Raw genomic sequence first — 18,418 nt, 5'->3', positions numbered from 1 at the left:
TCTGCCCGCCGGCGCCGGCACAAATGGCCGCGGTGGAGGCCTTTACCGAGGAGTCCTACCGGCAGGCGGAAGCCTTCGTAGACCAGTTCGCGGCCACCCGTGCCGTCCTGCTGGACAACCTGCCCCGGCTCGGATGGGGCCAGGCCGCCCCGGCCGACGGGGCGTTCTACGTGTACGCGGACCTGGGGGAGGCCCTTGAAGGCTTCGAGGATTCGACGGCCTATTGCGCCGCGCTGCTGGAGCAGGAGGGGGTCGCCCTGGTACCGGGAGCCGATTTCGACGTCGTCGGCGGGCGCCGGGCGGTCCGGTTGAGTTTCGCCGCCGGCCCAGACGCCGTCACCGAAGCCATCGAACGGATCATCCGCTTCCAGGCGGGGCGCTGATGCGCCGTCGGGGTGGACGTCCACGCATCGGTGTGGGCGGGATGTCCATCGAAGCCTCGAACTTCTCCCCGCACCGTTCGGGGTTCGAGGCCTTCCGGTTCACGCACGACGACGAACTGCTCTCCCGCTATGCGGTCCTGCAGCCGGATGGCCCCGAACATGATCCGGCGGTCGCCGACGAGGTGGAGTGGGTGCCGCTGGTCCACGCCCGGTCCCTGCCCGGGGGCATGGTCCTTCCCGAGGTCTATGAGGCGTTGAAGACCGAACTGGTGTCCATGATCCGTGCCTGCGGCCCCTTCGACGGATTCCTGCTGGACATCCATGGCGCCATGACGGTCCTGGGACGGCAGGATGCCGAAGCCGATCTGGCCCGGGCCGTCCGCACCGCCCTCGACGACTCCAGTGCGGCCGCGGGAACGCCGCGGACACTGATCTCCGCCCCGATGGACCTGCACGGCAATGTTTCGGCGGAACTGGTGAACGCCTGCGATCTGATCACCTGTTACCGCATGGCTCCTCACGAGGACGAGCAACAAACCAAGACCCGGGCCATGGCGAACCTGCAGGCCCGGTTGCTCGAAGGCACCGGAGCCCCGGCCAAGGCCTACGTCCGGATCCCTGTGCTGCTGCCCGGGGAGAAGACCTCCACCCGACTGGAGCCGGCGCGGGGCATCTACGCGGCGATCCCCGGCATCGAAGCCCTGGATGGCATCGTGGATGCCTCCCTCTGGGTCGGCTACGCCTGGGCGGACGAACCGCGGTGCTCAGCCTGCGTGGTCGTCACCGGGGACGACGCCGACCTCGCGGCAGCCCAGGCCACCGAACTGGCCCGCACATATTGGGATGCGCGGGCCGACTTCGCCTTCGTCGCCCCGGCGGCGCCCCTGGCCGACTGTCTCGACGTAGCGCTCGCCGACGGTGCGCCGCGTCCCTACGTGCTCTCCGATTCCGGGGACAACCCGACGGCCGGAGGCACGGGGGATGTGACCTGGACGCTGACCCGATTGATCGAGGATCCCAGGTTCATTGCGGGGGGCCCGCGGACCGTGGTCGCCTCCCTCTTCGATGAGGCGGCGGTGGAGGCGTGCCATCAGGCGGGGGTCGGAGCACGCCTCAGGGTTTCGGCCGGGGCCGCGGTGGACCATCTGCACGCCGGACCGGTTCTCCTGGACGGGACCGTGGTTCAGATCAGCGCGGGGGATGAGACCTCGGGCCGCGTGGCAGTGGTCCAGATCGGCTCGATCGAAGCGATCATCACCGAACGCCGCAAGCCCTACCACCGGATCTCGGACTTCGAAGCGGCCGGGCTGGATGTCTCGGAGGCGGACCTGGTGATCGTGAAGATCGGCTATCTGGAACCCGAGTTCTTCGACGTGGCCGCCGACTGGATGCTGGCACTGACCCCCGGAGGGGTGGACCAGGACCTCCTGAGACTGGGCCACCGGAACATCGAGCGACCCATGTTCCCCTTTGATCCCGACATTACCGACCCGGATCTCACCGCCACGCTCCTCCCGTCCAGCGGCACGAAGCGGGCCTGACCGGCGGAGACCGGACCATGACAACGGTCATGGTCGGAAGGTGATCGCTGCCAGAGGCGTCGGAACGGCTCAACCACAAGACTGGTCCCATGGACACCACGACAGCAGCCCTCGAACTCCAGGACCTACACAAGACCTTCTCCGTGGACGGGGGCCGGCTCAACGCCGTCGACGGCATCAGCCTGAGTGTCGCCCCGGGGGAGATCGTCGCCCTGCTCGGACCCAACGGGGCCGGCAAGACCACCGCCATCGACATGGCCCTGGGGCTGACCGACCCCACCTCCGGGACGGTCTCCATCTTCGGTGGCAAACCCCAGGAAGCCGTCCGTGCCGGCCGGGTCTCCGCCCTCCTGCAGACCGGCGGCCTGCTCCGGGACCTTTCGGTCCAGGAGACCGTACTGGCCATCGCCTCCCTCCACGGGGCCCAGGACCGGGTCCAACAGGTCATGGAGGCCACCGACATCACCCGGCTGGCCCACCGCAAGGTGGTCAAATGTTCCGGTGGCGAGCAGCAGCGGCTCAAATTCGCGTTGGCCCTGCTGCCGGACCCAGACGTGCTGATCCTCGATGAGCCGACCGCCGGCATGGATGTCAACGCCCGCCGCGCCTTCTGGGCCACCATGCGCCGGGATGCCACGGCAGGCAGGACAGTCATCTTCGCCACCCACTACCTGGAGGAGGCCGAGAGCTTCGCCCAGCGCATCGTGTTGATGAACGCCGGGAAGATCATCGCCGACGGAACCACCGCCAATGTCAGGGCCCTGGCCTCCGGCAGAACCGTCGCGGCGACCCTGCAGGAGCACGGGACCATCGATGCGGCCGACCCGCGGTTGGCCGAGTTGAAGGCCCTGGACGGGGTGACCGCGGTGGTGGTGAACGGTCCACGCATCACCGTCACGGCCAGCGATTCCGACGCCGTCGCCCTGCACCTGTTGACCCGGACGGGCGGAACCAACCTGGAAATCTCCGCCCCCAGCCTGGAGACCGCCTTCGTCCAGATGACCAACGAGCCGGCCGCCGAGACCGCCGGCGCCTGAACGCCGCCCCGCTTCGCCCCCACGCCAAAGGAACCGTCATGAATGCCACCTTCGTCCGTATCGATCTGACCCGCCAGCTGCGCGACGTCATGAACCTGATGTTCGTCCTGATCCTCCCGGCCCTGATGTATGTGATCTTCGGGCTGTCCTTCGGCTACGGCGGGGAATCCGCCGGCCACGGGAACGTGAAATTCTACATCATGGCCTCGATGGCCGCCTATGGCGCCTCGGTGGCCGCCACCGCCGTCACCGGGGTCGCCGCCGTCGAGCTGATGCAGGGGTGGGGTCGACAGATCGCCCTGACCCCGCTGCGGCCCGCAGGATTCGTGGCCGGGAAGGCGGTGGTCGCCCTGGCCATCACCGCGCTGGCCATCGCCGTGGTCTTCGTGGTCGGCGCCTTCACCGGTGCCCGCGTCGACAGTGCGTGGATGTGGCCGGTCACCTTCCTCATCGCCCTGGTCGGCTCGGTCCTGTTCTCCCTCTTCGGCTACGCCATCGCCATGCTTTTCAAAAGCGATTCAGCCATGGGGGTCGCCTCCGGAGCCCTGGTGATATTGGCCTTCCTCGGGAACGTCTTCATCCCCCTGAGCGGAACCCTGCTGCAAGTCGCACGCTTCACCCCCATGTACGGGTATGTGGGGCTGGTGCGGTGGCCGATCCTCGAGGGGGCACAGGCCCAATCGCCGGAAGTCGACCCATTGTGGGGGTTGATCGCTAATCTGGTGGCATGGCTTCTCATCTTCGGAATCGTCGCGGTCCTGGCCGTACGCCGCGGCCAGGCACGCCGTTAGGAGACGACGGGATGACCATCCCCGAGACCCGGGCCGCCGCCCGTCCGTCCGTCGCGTCGGCCGAGCCGTCGTCTGCCAGGAGCGGTTGGGAACGCCACGGCTGGCTCCTTTCGGCCATCTGGCTCATCTTCCTGGGCTATACCGTCGCCGCCGTCGTCCAGGCCGACCTCGGCCCCGGATTACTGGTCCTGGCGTTCCTGCTGATCGGCCTGTTCATCGGCGTCTACCTGACCGGTTTCATCCTGGGCAACCGGCTGGACCCGGAAGCGAAGTGGGTCCGCTGGACCCCGTTGGGCCTGGCCGCACTGGTCGCCATCCTGCTCGGGATGGGTGCCATCATCGGCCTCGACGCGATCTACATGAGCCCGTTCCTGATCGCCTACGCCTGCTTCCTGCTGTCGCGGGCCGGGGCTTGGGCGGTGGGCATCGCCAGCATCGGGTTGACCCTCCTGCTGTCGGCGCTCGCCGGAGACATCACTGATTATTTGTACATCGTGGCCATCCAGGCGGGGATCTTCGTGCTGAACATGGTCACCTTCGCCTTCATCGAGGCCGGGACGCGCAGTGACGAGATTCAGGCCGACCTCGCCGTGGTCTCCGAACGCGAACGCGTCGCCCGGGATGTGCACGATGTCCTGGGCCATACGCTCACCGTGGTGGCCGTGAAGGCCGAACTCGCCGAGCGGCTCATCACTGATGACCCCGAGCGTAGTCGCGCGGAGATCGCCGAAATCCGTTCGTTGGTGCGTGGAGCCCTCTCCGACGTCAGGACCACCGTGGGTGGACTGCTGGGCAATGACCTTCCCAATCAGCTCGAGGCGCTGCGCATCACGCTCACCGGGGCAGGGATCGACGTGGATATCGAAGGCGAGCCCGCCGGGGAGGTCCCGCAGAAGTTCCATGGGCCGCTGGGCTGGTTCCTGCGCGAGGCGGGCACGAACGTGCTGCGCCATGCCCAGGCCACCCGCTGCGTGATCCGTTTCGGCCCCAATTCACTGGTCATTGAAGACGACGGGGTCGGGTGGGGGACCAGCACGGCCGGGAACGGGGTCTGTGGAATGAGCGAGCGCATGGCCGAAGCCGGGGCGGGTTTCCGCATCGGAGCAGCAGAGCTCGGCGGAGCTCGGGTGGAGGCCAGCTGGTGAGCATCAGAATCCTCGTCGCCGACGACCAGGCGCTGGTGCGCGGTGCCCTCGTGGCACTGCTGGGACTCGAAACCGACCTGGACGTCGTGGCCGAAGCCGATAACGGGGTGGACGCCGTCGAACGGGCGGCCTCCTGCGAGATCGACGTCTGCGTCCTGGACATCCAGATGCCGGGCCTGGACGGGATCGAGGCCGCCCGCCGGATCCACCAGGAGGTACCCGGCTGCCGGACGCTGATGGTGACCACGTTTGGGCGCACCGGCTATCTCCGTGAAGCGCTCCAGGCAGGGGCCAGCGGATTCGTCGTCAAGGACACCCCGGCGGCCGAGTTGGCCGAGGCCATCCGCAAGGTCCACGCCGGGTTGCGGGTGGTGGACCCCCAGTTGGCGGCCACCTCGCTATCCGAGGGGCGGAACCCGCTGACCGAGCGGGAGCGCGAGGTTCTCGCACAGGCCCGGAACGGTCGGACCGTCGCGGCGATCTCGGCGGCCATGCATCTCTCCGCGGGGACCGTGCGGAACCACCTGTCCGCAGCCATCGGCAAGACCGGGGCGGTCAACCGGATCGAGGCCGCGGGCATCGCCGCCGAGCGCGGGTGGCTGTAGGATCACCGCACCGATAATTAGATGATGAACCCGTGGCGTTGTACATCGCTTATTAGGTTGGGGTAACCTAACTTTCGTACATTTCCGGAGTCGCGCCGGACCCCTGCGGGACCGCATCACCTAAGGATCCTCATGCCCCTTCCCTCTCTCCGCTCCTTCGGGGCGACCGTGGCCCTGACCGCCGCGTCGGCCCTCGTGTTGACCGGCTGTGCCGGCGGCGACGCTGCCGCCGGCAACGGCCAGGAAGCCTCCTCCGGTGAGACCGCCGGCTTCCCCGTGACGATCGACAGTGCCCTGGGCGAAGCAAAGATCCCCGAGAAACCGGAGCGGGTCATCACCCTGGGCCAGGGTTCCACCGAAACCTCGATCGCCCTGGGCACCATCCCCGTCGGGATGGAGGAATATGCGTGGGCCGCCGACGACACCGGCTACCTGCCGTGGATCCACGACGCAGTGGAGGACGACGGCGGGGAGCTGCCCGAACTCGTCGGGGCCGGGGAGAAGCTCGACATGGAAAAGATCGTCGATCTGGAACCGGACGTCATCCTGGCCCCCTGGTCCGGTCTGACCCAGGAGCAGTTCGACACCCTGGACGCGATTGCCCCGACCGTCGCCTACCCGGATCAGGCCTGGAGCATCGACTGGGATGAGCAGATGGACATCGTCGGGCAGGCGCTGGGAGAGGAAGCCGAGGCCCAGGACCTGGTCTCCGACCTGAAGCAGCAGCTCTCCGATGTCGCCGAGGAGCACCCCGACTATGCCGAGCACACCTTCTCCTACATCTACACCACCCCCGACACCCTGGGGGTCTTCAAACCCACCGAGCAGCGCGCCGCCATGGTCAAGGCCCTGGGCCTGAAGGTCGACGCTGCCGTGGAGGAGATGGAGGAGACCGAAGGCACCGATTCTGCGGTCATCGGCTACGAAAATGCCGACCAGCTCAACGACAGCGACCTGATCTTCACGTTCTACTCCGACGCTGCAGCCCGCAAGCAGGCCCTATCGAATAAGCTCTACGCCCAGATCCCCGCCATCAAGCAGGGCGCGGTGGTCGCCAGCGAGGACAACGCCTTCGTCACCGCCTCCTCGATGATCAACCCGCTGACGGTCCCGTATGCCGTGGACCGCTACCTCCCGATGATCGACGAGGCCATCGAGCAGGCCGGAAAGTAACCCCGCCATCAGCACCCTCGGCACCACCACCGACGGCACGCGGCAGGCCCGGACACCCCGTCCGCGCCTGCCGCGCGGGGTGCCCGTGTTCGTGGGCTGCCTGCTGGTGTTGGCCGTCGTCGTCCTGGCGAGCCTGACCCTCGGCTCCAAGCCCACCACCCTGACCCAGGTCTTCGATGCCCTCGGCGGTCATGCAGATCCCTATCTGGCCGCCGTGTTCGACGCCCGCTACCAACGCACCCTGCTCGGCGTCGCCGTCGGTGCCGCCCTGGCCGTGGCCGGGACCCTGATGCAAAGCGCCACCCGCAACCCGCTGGCCGACCCCGGCCTGCTGGGCATCAACGCCGGCGCCGCAGCGGCCATGGTCACCTGCACGGCACTCTTCGGCCTGACGTTGGGATCCCCCGCGGCGGTCTGGGTGGCCCTGGTCGGGGCCGGGATGGCAGCGATAGTCGTCTACGTCGTGGGCACCGCGGGATCCAGCAACGCCAATCTGGTGCGACTGATCCTGGCCGGTGCCGTCGTGACCGCGGTACTCACCGCCTACGTCCAGGGGATCGCGCTCAGTCTGCCCCAGACCTTCGACAACTACCGTTTCTGGGTCGTCGGCTCCCTGCACCATGGCGCCTACGCCCAGCTCTTTTCCGTCCTGCCGTTCCTGCTGCTGGGTCTCGTCATGGCGTTCGCCGTCGCCGGAGGAATGAACGCACTGGCCCTGGGAAACGACGCCGCCACCGGACTCGGCGTCCATACGGGGCTCATCCGGGCCGGAGGGCTCGGGGCCGCGACCCTGATGAGTGCCGCCGCCACCGCCGCCGTCGGGCCGATCGCCTTCATCGGGTTGGCCGTACCGCATATCGTCAGGGCCCTGGTCGGACTGGACATGCGCCGCCAACTCATCGGATCCCTCCTGGTCGGGCCCGCCGTGCTGCTCGCCGCCGACGTCATCGGCAGGGTGTTGCTGCGCCCGCAGGAACTCATGGTCGGCGTCGTCACCGCTTTCGTCGGGGCCCCGGTCCTGCTGCTGGTGGTCAGGAAACTCGGGGACCGCTCATGAGTGATCTGACTACGCGCCCGGTATCCCGGGGGGACGACGAAGAGACCACTCCCGGATCCGCGCAGGAACCGGCAGCCCGGCCACCACGGCACCGGGAACCAGAGCCAAGGCCTGCGGCGGTCGGACCCGTCCTGCGGCTGGGCCACCACGTCGCACTGCCGGTGTCCCGACGCCCGCTGGCCGTCGGGTTCCTGCTGGTGGCCGCAGTGCTGGCTGCAGGATTTGCAACCTTGACGATGGGCGGACTCGGGATCGAGCCGTCCAGACTCCTCGGGGCCCTTTTCGGCGGGGCCGAGGACGCCAAGCAGGCCTTCGTCTTGGGAACATTACGTGGCCCGCGTCTGGTCGTGGCCATCGGGGCCGGGGTGGCGTTGGGCCTCTCGGGGGCCCTGTTCCAATCGGTGACCCGCAACCCGTTGGGCAGCCCCGACGTCATCGGTGTCAGCGCCGGGGCCGGTGCGGGCGCGGCCCTATTCGGCCTGCTGCTGCCCGGTGCTGCCTCGATTCCGGTGGGCTCGGTGCTTGGTGCTGCTGCCGCTGTAGGACTCGTCGCCCTGGGCACCGGAACCGGATTCGGGAATCCACTGCGCATGATCCTGGCCGGCATCGGGGTCTCGGCGATGGCCGCCGCCTTCACCCACTATGTCGTCTATCTGGTCGCCCGTGACCAGGCGACCATGCTCTCGGCCTACCTGAACGGAAGCCTCGAAGCGCGATCCTGGGAACACGCAGCCATCGTCGGAATCGTGCTGGCCGTCTGTGCGATTCCCTTGGCGTTGTTGAGTGTCCCGCTGGCCTTGAGCGAAATGGGGGACGACGTCGCCCAGGGGCTCGGTTCCCCGGCGGTGAGTACCCGCCGTCGTGCCGTCCTGCTCAGTGTCATCCTCGCCGGCGGGGCGGTCGCCGTCGCCGGTCCAATCGCCTTCATCGCCCTGACCGCCCCGCATATAGCACGACGCCTCGCCGCCAGCGGGCGACCCCAATTGCTGCTCTCCGGGCTGACCGGCGCCGTGCTCCTGGTGGCCGCCGACCTCGTCGCCCAACAAGCCCCCTGGGCGAAGGCGTTGCCCGTCGGGATCCTGACCCTGGCCATCGGCGGGGTCTATCTGGGACTCCTGCTCGTCCACGAATTCAGAAAGGGGCAGACATGAGCCGCCCACCCGCCGAAACCGGCCACCGCGGTCCGCTCCTCTGCGCCGAAGCCATCCGTCTGGGCTACGGGAACCGCACCATCGTGGAGAACCTGGACCTGGACATCCACGCCGGGGACTTCAAGGTCATCGTGGGCCCGAACGGTTGCGGCAAGTCCACCCTGCTCAAGGCCTTCGCCCGCGTCAACCGGCCCGCCGCCGGAAGGATCACCCTGGACGGGGAACCGGTGGCCCGCCTGCGCGGGCGGACCATGGCCCGCCGGGTGTCGTTGCTGCCCCAGGGCGCCGTGGCCCCGGAGGGGATCACCGTCGGGGAGCTCGTGGCCCGCGGACGCCACCCCCATCACACGCTGCTGCGTCAATGGTCCCCGGCCGACGACGTGGCCATCTCCGCGGCCCTGGAACGCACCAGGCTCCTCGGATCGGAGCAGACGCCCGTGGCCTCCCTTTCCGGGGGCCAACGCCAGCGGGCCTGGTTGGCGATGGTGCTGGCCCAGGACACCGACATCATCCTGCTCGACGAGCCGACGACGTTTTTGGACATCGCCCACCAATACGACCTCCTGGAGCTGTTCGCCGAGCTCAACCGGGAAGGCCGGACGATCGTGGCCGTGTTGCACGATCTGAACCAGGCGGCACGCTTCGCCTCGGATCTGGTGGTGATGAAGGAGGGGGCGATCCGGGCGCACGGAACACCACGGTCGATCCTGACGTCGGAACTGGTGCATGGGATCTTCGGCCTGGGGGCCGAGATCATGGACGACCCGCAAGCGGGCACCCCCATGGTCGTCCCCCACCTCCGTGCCGGCGTGGGGGATGACTAGGAACTACCGCCCCAGGTGGTCCACCAGCTCAGCGGCAATCCCGTTGTAGGTCCCCGGGGTCAGCTCCTTCAAACGGGCCGACGCCTGTTCGCTCAACCCCAGGCTCGACACGAATTCCTTCATCCGGGTCGCGTCCACCCGGTGTCCGCGGGTGAGCTCCTTGAGCCGTTCGTACGGGTTCTCCATGCCGGGGACCCCGGCGATGGCCTCGGCCCGCATGACCATCTGGATCGCCTCGCCCAACACTTCCCAGTTGTGTTCCAGGTCGTCGGCCAGGACCTCCTCGGCCACGTCGAGGCGTTCCAGCCCCTTGGCCACATTGGAGATGGACAGCAGGGAGTGGCCGAAGGCGGTGCCGATGTTGCGCTGCGAGGAGGAGTCGGTGAGGTCGCGCTGCCAGCGGCTGGTCACCAGGGTCGCGCCGAGGGTGTCCAGCAGGCCGTTGGAGATCTCCAGGTTGGCCTCGGCGTTCTCGAAGCGGATCGGGTTGACCTTATGCGGCATCGTGGAGGACCCGGTGGCCCCGGCCACGGGGACCTGGGCGAAGTAGCCGATGGAGATGTAGCTCCACACATCGGTGCAGAAGTTGTGCAGGATCCGGTTGTAGCGGGCGACGTCGGCGTAGAGCTCGGCCTGCCAGTCGTGGGATTCGATCTGGGTGGTCAGCGGGTTCCAGTCCAGGCCGAGGCCTTCGACGAACGTGCGGGAGACCTCCTGCCAGTCGGTGTCGGGGACCGAAGCGTAGTGGGCGGCGTAGGTGCCGGTGGCGCCGTTGATCTTGCCCAGGTACTCGGTGCGTTCGATCCGGTCCAGCTGGCGGGTCAGCCGCCAGGCGGTGACGGCGAGCTCCTTGCCCAGTGTCGTCGGCGTGGCCGGCTGGCCATGCGTGCGCGAGAGCATCGGCACGGTGCGGGTGGTCTCGGCCATGGCGCCGATCTGCCCCACCAGGGCCCGGGCTGCGGGGAGCCACACCTGCGTGACAGCGTCCTTCACCCCGACCGCGTAGGAGAGGTTGTTGATGTCCTCGCTGGTGCACCCGAAGTGCACCAGCGGGGTCAGATCCTCGATGCCGATCCCCGGCAGGCGGCGGTTGATGTAGTACTCCACGGCCTTGACGTCGTGGACGGTGATGGCCTCGATCTCGGCGAGTTCGGAGACCGAGTCGATATCGAAGTCGGTGACGATCCGCCGCAAGGCCGTGATCTGCTCGGAGGTCAGTGGGGAGACGCCCGGAAGCGCTGACCGCGAGGTCAGGTGGATCAGCCATTCGACCTCGACGTGGACCCGGTTTCGGTTCAGGGCCGCCTCGGAAAGGTGGTCGACCAGCGGGGCCACGGCCGGACGGTACCGTCCGTCGAGGGCGCCAAGGGCCAGCGGTTCGGATGCAAGGGAGGTGCGCGCGGATTCAGCCATGGGGCCCATTGTTTCATGAGCCGCGCCCGGGGCGGGACCGGATGACCTCTCCCGCGGCGGGCCGGGCGCGCGGATATCCACAAGAACGACGGCGGGGCCTGTGCCGGTCCGGTGCTTCTCCTACCGTGGGGGTATCCGCGGCGACATGGAGACCTCGGACGGGGTCCGGAGGCGGGAGGGGTGCTGGTGGATCGTGAGGTGATGGAAACCAGGACGCGTCTGGCGCTGGGGGAGGTCTCCGAAGCCAGGGGGCAGTTGTTGGCCGCCTTGAACGTGGACTGGCGGTCCCCGGCCGGGATGGCCTACCGCCGCCGGCTCGAGTCATGCCTGGGCCAGCTCGAGGCCCTGCCGCGCGAATTGGAGGACGCCTTGGTGGCCTTCGCCAGTGAACGGGCCTCCGCGCTGGCCGGTGCCCCGTGAGCCATTCCAGCTCGGGGGGTTCTCCCAGCGCCGACTTCCAACTCGACGAATTCGAACGCGCCGCGGCACGGCTGGCCCGGGCCGGCGAGTGTCTGATCGCGGCCCGGATGCTGATCACCACCGCTCTGGCCGATGCCGGGCCCCCGGTCGCCGTCGAGGGGCGGTTCCTCCCCTCCGCGGCCGAGGCGTATCTACGCTCGGGGAACCAACTGGCGATCGGGGTCGGCGACACCGTGGAAGAGTGCCGGGCCGGGCTCGATGCCAGCCGGGCAATCTATGAGCAGGCTGAACGCAGGGCGGCCTTGAAGGCCTATGAGCAACGCTCCGCCGTGCTACCTGCCGCCGTGCAGGACCGGTTCTCCTCCAATCATGGCCATCCGGATACGCAGACCACCGAGGACCTGATCAATGCGGCTCCCGGTTACGGACTTCCCTGGTTGCTGCTCGGTGGCCGGCCCGCCTCGGATCCCTCGATGGCGGCCGCGTCCTCGGTGGTCGCCCGCCTGCTGGGGGATCGGGATCATGGGGGCCCCTTCCGCAGCGGGGTGGCCGAACGGATGGCCATCGGGCTCTCCGGGCTGGCCGCCGTGCGATGGATCTTCAATGTGCGGACCATTCGCCTCGGGGCCGTGTCGACGGCGGCACCGGAGGCCTTCGAGGGCACGGTGCCGGACCTGATGGATCTCCAACGCCGGGCGGAGGCGCAGGTCTCGGGGGAGGGGGCGGTGCTGGTCACCACCACCCGGACAGCGCGCGGGCCCGTTCATGTCCTGACGATCCCGGGGACCCAACCGGCCCGGCAGGGGCGGTACTGGGCCTCGAGGAATCCCTTCGACGAATCAGGCATCGTGGAGGGGACCGGGATGGGCAGCAGGCAGGTGGCCCAGGCCGCGGCCGAGGCGCTGGACGCGTCCGGGGCCCGCCCGGGGGACCGGCTGGTCATCACCGGATACAGCCAAGGGGGGATCCATGCGGCGAACCTGGCCGTGGATGAGGACCTGGCGGCCCGGTACGACGTCGACTACGTCGTCACCACCGGATCGCCCGTCGGCAGCACGGTGCTGCCCGAGGGCACCCGCGGGCTGCACCTGGAGCATGTCGATGACATGGTGCCGGGCCTGGATGGCCGGCCCAACCCCGAGAGCAGCAACCAGGTCACCGTGTACTTCGAGGGGTATGCCCCGGATACCGATCTGCAAGCCGGTGGGTTCGGGGCCGCGCACCAGCTGGGCAACTACACGCAGCTTTCAGGGGAACTGGCCACCAGCGACGACCCCGGCGTCGTGGAGGCCCGTACTGCCCTGGGGACCCTGTTCGCCGGCGCCACCACGGCCACCGTGACCACGGTCAAGCTCCGTCGCGTGCCGTCGACCGGGCCACGCAAGGCCCGGATCAAACCGGTCCCCCGCCCGCCGGGGCGCCCCAGGCATCGGGCCTTGGACAGCACCCCGCCGCATTAGAGGCGGCGTGGGTTCCTAGCGGTCGTGGCGGTCCGGGACGACCCAACCAATCAGTGCCGAGACGATGCTGATGATGAGCGAGCCCAGGACCGCATCCCAGAAGAACGTGTCCACATGCAGGCCGATGGGGGTGTAGCTGCTCAACCAGGAGATCAGCAGCAGCATGGCCGCGTTGATGACGATCGCGAACAGCCCCAGGGTCAGGCAGGTGATGGGTACCGAGAGGAAGCTGATGATCGGGCGGACCACGGCGTTGACGATCCCGAAGATCAGGCCGATGAACAGGTAGGCCACCACGGTGCCCGCACTGTCGTTCCCCGTGGCTTGGCTCGCGGCCGAGGAGCCGACGGAGATCCCCGGGATGATCCAGGCGGCGGCAGCGAGGGCCACGGCGTTGACGATGACTCTGACGATGAAGCGCAGCATCCTGCCATCTTTCCATACCGCCACCCGGAGGACCGGTGTTTCGGGGCCGGTGGATCGGCGAGCCATGCCGGGGTCCGGGCGGCGGGGGAGGCCGTGGCGACGCTAGGGTAGAGACATGAGCAATAAGAACCCCGCCACCCCCGTCAAGGTGCAACCACGTCCGGTGCTGGATCTGCTTCCGAAGTATGCCGCGGGCAAACCTCCGACCGCCGTCTCCGGCCTCACCTCTTATAAGATGTCCTCCAACGAGAACCCGCTGGGTCCCGTCCCGGCAGTCATGGAGGCCATCCGCGAGGGTGTGGACTACAACAGGTACCCGGACCCGCTGGCAACGAAGCTACGCGAATCACTGGCCGGATACCTCGACGTTCCCGCCGAAGACATCGTCACCGGCGCCGGCAGCCTCGGCGCGCTGACCCAGATCCTGCAGACCTTTGCCGGCCAGAACGACGATGACGTCGCCGATGAGGTCATCTACGCCTGGCGCTCCTTCGAGGCCTACCCGATCGTGGTCCAGACCACCGGCGCGGATGCCGTGGAGATCCCGAACCTGCCCGACGGGCGTCATGACCTCGACGCCATGGCGGCAGCCGTGAATGCCCAGACCTCCGTCGTGATGCTCTGCACCCCCAACAACCCCACCGGCCCGGCGCTGACGACCGCCGAGGTGGAGAAGTTCATCAACTCGGTCCCGGCAAACGTGCTCATCGTCATCGATGAGGCCTATAACGAGTTCGTCCGCCTCGAGGATGCCGTCGACGGCATCGAGATGTACCGGAAGTACCCGAACGTCGTGGTCCTGCGAACCTTCTCCAAGGCCCACTCGCTGGCCAACCTGCGCGTCGGCTACTCCATCTCGCATCCGTCCATCACGCAGTACCTGCGCGTCATCGCCACCCCGTTCGCGGTATCCAGTCTGGCCGAGAAGGCGGCGGTCGCCTCGATCGAGAACATCGACCAGGTTGTCGAAAGGGTACAACACCTGGTCGACGAACGGACCCGTGTCGTGGAGGGTCTGCGGGCCATCGGCTGGGAGGTCCCCGACCCCCAGGGCAACTTCATCTGGCTCGACTTCGGGGCCGATACCCCCGATTTCGCCCGGGTTGCCGACGAGCAGGCACTGTCCGTGCGGGCCTTCGGTGTCGAGGGCCTGCGGGTGAGCATCGGCGAGGAGGAGGCCAATACGCGTTTCCTCGAGGTTTGTAGCAAGTATCCAAAACGACCCGCCGTTTCCTAGCCGGTAGCCGGTTCCGGCCACGGGCCCACGGGCCAGTAGGCTGGAGTGGTATTTCCGTTATATGCCTCCTGCGGAACCTATGCCGCGGGAGGCATATTTCTAAGTGAAGGGTACCCACGCGCATGACCTCAACCGCCCAGGCGGCCGCGGCACCGGAGCTGATCCAGTTGCTGACGCCGGATGGAGAACTCGTCACCGACAGCGAGTATTCGCCCTATCTGGCGGATGTGGATGCCGATGCGCTCCGCGGCTTCTACCGCGATATGGCGCTGACCCGCCGGTTCGACGAGGAAGCCACCGCCTTGCAGAGGCAGGGGCAACTGGCGCTCTGGGTGCCGTTGCGTGGCCAGGAAGCCGCGCAGATCGGTTCCGGCCGGGCCACCGAAGCCCGCGACTACCTCTTCCCGACCTATCGCGAGCATGGCGTCGCGCTGACCCGCGACGTCGATTTCCCGCAGATGCTCCGCGTCTTCCGCGGCATCTCCAACGGTGGATGGGATCCGCGGGAGAACAACTTCCACATGTACACGATGGTGCTGGCCGCCCAGATGCCCCATGCCGTCGGCTATGCGATGGGCATCCAACGCGACCAGGCCGACTGGGACGAGGAGCGTCTGGCGCAGGAGGGTACCGCCGTCGTCGCGTACTTCGGTGATGGTGCCTCCTCCGAGGGCGATACCCACGAATCGATGGTCTTCGCCGCGAGCAACCAGTCCCCGGTGGTCTTCTTCTGCCAGAACAACCAGTGGGCCATCTCGGTCCCCTTCGAGGTCCAGTCCCGGGTGCCGCTGGCCGCGCGGGCCGCCGGGTACGGCTTCCCGGGCATCCACGTGGACGGCAACGACGTCCTGGCCGTGCATGCGGTCACCCGGTGGGCCCTCGAGCACGCCCGTGGCGGCGGGGGGCCGGTGCTGATCGAAGCGCAGACCTACCGACGCAGCGCCCACACCACGGCCGACGACCCCACGAAATACCGCACGACGGACGAAGAGGAATCCTGGGATCTCAAGGACCCGCTGGCCCGGCTGGAGAAGTACCTGCGCGCCGCGGAACTGGTCGACGAGGACTTCTTCGCCCGGCTTTCGGCGGACGGGGATGAGATGGCTGCCCGGGTCCGCCGGGAGGCCATGGACTTCCCGGACCCGACCCTGGCCCAGTCCTTCGCCAACGTCTACGCCGAAGCGCACCCGCTGGTCCGCGAGGAACTGGAATTCCATCGCCGCTACGAGGCGGGCTTCACCGATGCCGACCCGGCAGCAACCCCCGGATCCGGAGGTCCCCGATGACCAGGATGACCATGGCCAAGGCCCTGTCCACCGGCCTGCGCCGCGTGCTGGAGGAGAACCCCAAATCCTTGCTGATCGGTGAGGACATCGGCCGGCTCGGCGGGGTGTATCGGGTCACCGAGGGGCTCATGGCCGATTTCGGGACCTCACGCGTCATCGATTCCCCGTTGGCCGAATCCGGGATCATCGGCACCTCGATCGGCATGAGCCTGCGCGGCTACAAGCCGATCGCCGAAATCCAATTCGACGGCTTCGTCTTCCCCGGGTTCAACCAGATCACGACCCAGCTGGCCAAGATGCGCGCCCGCTCCGAGGGCCGTTTCGGCGCCCCCGTGGTCATCCGGATCCCCTACGGCGGTGGCATCGGATCCATCGAACACCATTCGGAATCACCCGAGGCACTCTTCGCCCATACCGCGGGCCTGCGCATCATCACCCCGTCGAACCCCCACGACGCCTACTGGATGATCCAGCAAGCGGCAGCATGCCAGGACCCGGTCATCTTCTTCGAACCCAAACGCCGCTATTGGCTCAAGGGCGAGGTCGATACCGAGAATCCGGCGCAGAATGCCTTCAGCGCCCAGGTCATCCGTGAGGGGACCGACGCCACGATCGTCACCTATGGTCCGTTGGTCCCGGTGGCCCTGGCTGCCGCCGAGGCAGCCACGGAGGACGGGCGCAGCATCGAGGTGGTGGACCTGCGCTCGATCAGTCCGATCGATTTCGACACCATCACCGATTCGGTCCGCAAGACCGGCCGGCTCATCGTCACCCATGAAGCCCCCACGTTCGGAGGCATCGGCGGCGAGATCGCCGCCCGGGTCTCGGAGCGGGCCTTCCTTTCGCTGGAGGCCCCCGTGATCCGCGTGGGCGGATTCCACATGCCCTACCCCGTGGCCAAGGTCGAGGACCAGTACCTACCGGATATCGACAAGCTGCTCGATGCCGTGGATCGTTCGTTCGAGTACTAGATGCCCGGGACCCCGAACAGCATGCGCCCAAGGAGCCACCCATGAGTACCTTCAACCTGCCCGATGTCGGCGAAGGCCTGACCGAGGCCGATATCGCCTCCTGGAAGGTCAAGACCGGCGACCATGTGGAGATCAACCAGGTCTTCGTGGAGATCGAGACCGCCAAGTCCCTGGTCGAACTGCCCAGCCCGTATGCCGGGGTGGTCACCGAACTGCACGCCGCCGAAGGACAGGTCGTGGAAGTCGGCCAGCCGCTGTTCTCCGTCGACGAAATCGGGCAACAGCCCGGCGCCCCGGCCGAGCCGGAAGCCACGGCCGCCCCGGCGCCCACTGACGGCGCTGCCCCGCCGCCGGCCCCGACCCCCGGGGAAGTGGCCGAGGCGTCCGTCGAGGAGCAGGCCCCAGGCCCGCTGGTCGGCTCGGGCCCGAAGTCGGATCCCGTCCGCCGGCGCCCCCGCACCCGTCCCGGTGCCTCCGCGACCCCGCCGGGCGCCCAAGCCCGCCCCGCACCTGCCCCCGCAGGAACACCGGTGGCCGAAGCCGCCACGAAGCCTGCTCCGACCCCGGGGCCCCCGGCGCCCGAGCGGGTGCTGGCCAAGCCGCCGGTCCGCAAGATCGCCAAGGACCTGGGCATCGAACTCTCCGATGTCCGCGGAACCGGTACGCACGGGCAGATCACCCGCGAGGACCTGACCAACCACCGGCCCACCGGTGGGGCCACGGCGCAGCGGATCACCCGTGAACCGGTGCGCGGGGTGCGCAAGGCCACCGCCAAGGCCATGGTCGACTCCGTGTCCGCCGCTCCGCATGTGAGCATCTTCGTCGATGTCGACGCCACCCGGACGATGGAGTTCATCCAGCGTCTGAAGAAGTCCCGCGACTTCGAAGGCATCAAGGTCTCCCCGCTGCTGATCCTCACCAAGGCGGTCATCTGGGCCGCGGCGCGGAACCCGGGCGTCAACGCCAGCTGGGTGGATACCGGGCAGGGCGCCGAAATCCACGTCAAGCACTTCGTGAACCTCGGGATCGCAGCCGCGACCCCGCGGGGCCTGGTGGTCCCGAACCTCAAGGACGCCCAGGATCTGAGCCTGAAGGAACTGGCGATGGCCCTGAACGAGCTGACCACCACCGCCAGGGAAGGGCGGACCCGGCCCGAGGACATGCGCGAGGGCACGCTGACGGTGACCAACATCGGGGTCCTGGGCGTCGACACCGGGACCCCCATCATCAATCCCGGCGAAGTCTCGATCATCGCCTTCGGCACCATCCGGCAGAAGCCGTGGGTGGTCGACGGGGACGTCGTCCCCCGCTGGATCACCACCTTGGGTGGTAGCTTCGACCATCGGGTGGTCGACGGCGATCTATCGGCCCGCTTCCTGGCCGACATCGCCGCGATCATGGAAGAGCCGGCACTGCTGCTCGATTAGCCGCATCCGCCGGGGATGTCGGATTTCACCGAAGGACCAGGGGAGAGGAACCCATCGTGAGAACCCGGACG

Annotated in this window: 18 protein-coding genes; 16 read left to right on the top strand and 2 right to left on the bottom strand. The window is 68.1% G+C overall.

The features are described 5' to 3' along the window. The 10 genes from ACT3S6_RS15190 to ACT3S6_RS15145 all read left to right on the top strand — a co-directional run. Positions 1–383 (top strand): aminotransferase class I/II-fold pyridoxal phosphate-dependent enzyme (locus ACT3S6_RS15190; protein WP_444555657.1); only part of this gene is annotated, 383 nt, incomplete at its 5' end. Then, positions 383–1,924 carry a M81 family metallopeptidase gene (locus tag ACT3S6_RS15185; protein WP_444555656.1) on the top strand — a complete coding sequence of 514 codons (1,542 nt, stop codon included), beginning with the start codon at positions 383–385 and terminating at the stop codon, positions 1,922–1,924. The genes ACT3S6_RS15190 and ACT3S6_RS15185, both read left to right, overlap by 1 nt. A gap of 89 nt (positions 1,925–2,013) precedes the next feature. Next, positions 2,014–2,961 carry an ABC transporter ATP-binding protein gene (locus ACT3S6_RS15180; RefSeq protein ID WP_444555655.1) on the top strand — a complete coding sequence of 316 codons (948 nt, stop codon included), beginning with the start codon at positions 2,014–2,016 and terminating at the stop codon, positions 2,959–2,961. Positions 2,962–2,999: 38 nt separating this feature from the next. Further along, the gene (locus tag ACT3S6_RS15175) at positions 3,000–3,752 is read left to right on the top strand and encodes an ABC transporter permease (RefSeq protein WP_444555654.1); all 753 of its coding nucleotides are present in this window, start codon (positions 3,000–3,002) and stop codon (positions 3,750–3,752) included. 11 nt (positions 3,753–3,763) lie between these two features. Further along, positions 3,764–4,897, top strand: a complete 1,134-nt coding sequence (locus ACT3S6_RS15170) for a sensor histidine kinase (protein ID WP_444555653.1) — start codon at positions 3,764–3,766, stop codon at positions 4,895–4,897. After that, positions 4,891–5,502 (top strand): response regulator transcription factor, encoded by a 612-nt coding sequence (locus ACT3S6_RS15165; protein ID WP_444555658.1) that lies wholly within the window; start codon positions 4,891–4,893, stop codon positions 5,500–5,502. The genes ACT3S6_RS15170 and ACT3S6_RS15165 overlap by 7 nt, the downstream gene beginning before the upstream one ends. A 132-nt stretch (positions 5,503–5,634) precedes the next feature. Then, positions 5,635–6,675: an iron-siderophore ABC transporter substrate-binding protein gene (locus tag ACT3S6_RS15160; RefSeq protein WP_444555652.1), complete on the top strand. Its 1,041-nt coding sequence runs from the start codon at positions 5,635–5,637 to the stop codon at positions 6,673–6,675. Positions 6,676–6,760: 85 nt separating this feature from the next. Continuing rightward, entirely contained in the window at positions 6,761–7,732 is a 972-nt protein-coding gene (locus ACT3S6_RS15155) for a FecCD family ABC transporter permease (RefSeq protein WP_444555651.1), read from the top strand. Continuing rightward, positions 7,729–8,883, top strand: a complete 1,155-nt coding sequence (locus tag ACT3S6_RS15150; RefSeq protein ID WP_444555650.1) for a FecCD family ABC transporter permease — start codon at positions 7,729–7,731, stop codon at positions 8,881–8,883. The genes ACT3S6_RS15155 and ACT3S6_RS15150 overlap by 4 nt, the downstream gene beginning before the upstream one ends. Beyond that, the gene (locus ACT3S6_RS15145; protein WP_444555649.1) at positions 8,880–9,707 is read left to right on the top strand and encodes an ABC transporter ATP-binding protein; all 828 of its coding nucleotides are present in this window, start codon (positions 8,880–8,882) and stop codon (positions 9,705–9,707) included. The genes ACT3S6_RS15150 and ACT3S6_RS15145 overlap by 4 nt, the downstream gene beginning before the upstream one ends. A 3-nt stretch (positions 9,708–9,710) precedes the next feature. On the opposite strand, the gene purB is transcribed toward ACT3S6_RS15145, so the two are convergent. After that, positions 9,711–11,120 (bottom strand): adenylosuccinate lyase, encoded by a 1,410-nt coding sequence (purB, locus tag ACT3S6_RS15140; RefSeq protein WP_444555648.1) that lies wholly within the window; start codon positions 11,118–11,120, stop codon positions 9,711–9,713. Positions 11,121–11,321: 201 nt separating this feature from the next. On the opposite strand from purB, the gene ACT3S6_RS15135 reads away from it, so the two are divergent. After that, on the top strand, positions 11,322–11,540 hold the full coding sequence (locus ACT3S6_RS15135) for a hypothetical protein (protein WP_444555647.1): 219 nt from the start codon (positions 11,322–11,324) through the stop codon (positions 11,538–11,540). Then, positions 11,537–13,000, top strand: a complete 1,464-nt coding sequence (locus tag ACT3S6_RS15130) for a hypothetical protein (RefSeq protein WP_444555646.1) — start codon at positions 11,537–11,539, stop codon at positions 12,998–13,000. The genes ACT3S6_RS15135 and ACT3S6_RS15130 overlap by 4 nt, the downstream gene beginning before the upstream one ends. Positions 13,001–13,015: 15 nt before the next feature. Here the strand turns inward: ACT3S6_RS15130 and ACT3S6_RS15125 are convergent, their stop codons facing one another. Continuing rightward, positions 13,016–13,426 (bottom strand): phage holin family protein, encoded by a 411-nt coding sequence (locus tag ACT3S6_RS15125; RefSeq protein WP_444555645.1) that lies wholly within the window; start codon positions 13,424–13,426, stop codon positions 13,016–13,018. Between the two features lie 115 nt (positions 13,427–13,541). On the opposite strand from ACT3S6_RS15125, the gene ACT3S6_RS15120 reads away from it, so the two are divergent. The 4 genes from ACT3S6_RS15120 (at position 13,542) to ACT3S6_RS15105 (ending at position 18,347) form a co-directional block, all read left to right on the top strand. Next, entirely contained in the window at positions 13,542–14,663 is a 1,122-nt protein-coding gene (locus tag ACT3S6_RS15120) for a histidinol-phosphate transaminase (RefSeq protein WP_444555644.1), read from the top strand. 122 nt (positions 14,664–14,785) lie between these two features. Then, entirely contained in the window at positions 14,786–15,949 is a 1,164-nt protein-coding gene (pdhA, locus tag ACT3S6_RS15115) for a pyruvate dehydrogenase (acetyl-transferring) E1 component subunit alpha (RefSeq protein ID WP_444555643.1), read from the top strand. Beyond that, positions 15,946–16,920: an alpha-ketoacid dehydrogenase subunit beta gene (locus ACT3S6_RS15110; protein ID WP_444555642.1), complete on the top strand. Its 975-nt coding sequence runs from the start codon at positions 15,946–15,948 to the stop codon at positions 16,918–16,920. The genes pdhA and ACT3S6_RS15110 overlap by 4 nt, the downstream gene beginning before the upstream one ends. Positions 16,921–16,961: 41 nt before the next feature. Then, positions 16,962–18,347 (top strand): dihydrolipoamide acetyltransferase family protein, encoded by a 1,386-nt coding sequence (locus ACT3S6_RS15105; RefSeq protein WP_444555641.1) that lies wholly within the window; start codon positions 16,962–16,964, stop codon positions 18,345–18,347. Positions 18,348–18,418: the final 71 nt, after the last annotated feature.

The organism is Arthrobacter sp. AOP36-C1-22, from assembly GCF_052377515.1.
Taxonomy (GTDB): domain Bacteria; phylum Actinomycetota; class Actinomycetes; order Actinomycetales; family Micrococcaceae; genus Arthrobacter_H.
Note: the sequence above shows the minus strand (reverse complement) of the source record. Positions and strands in the feature narration are given on the sequence as shown.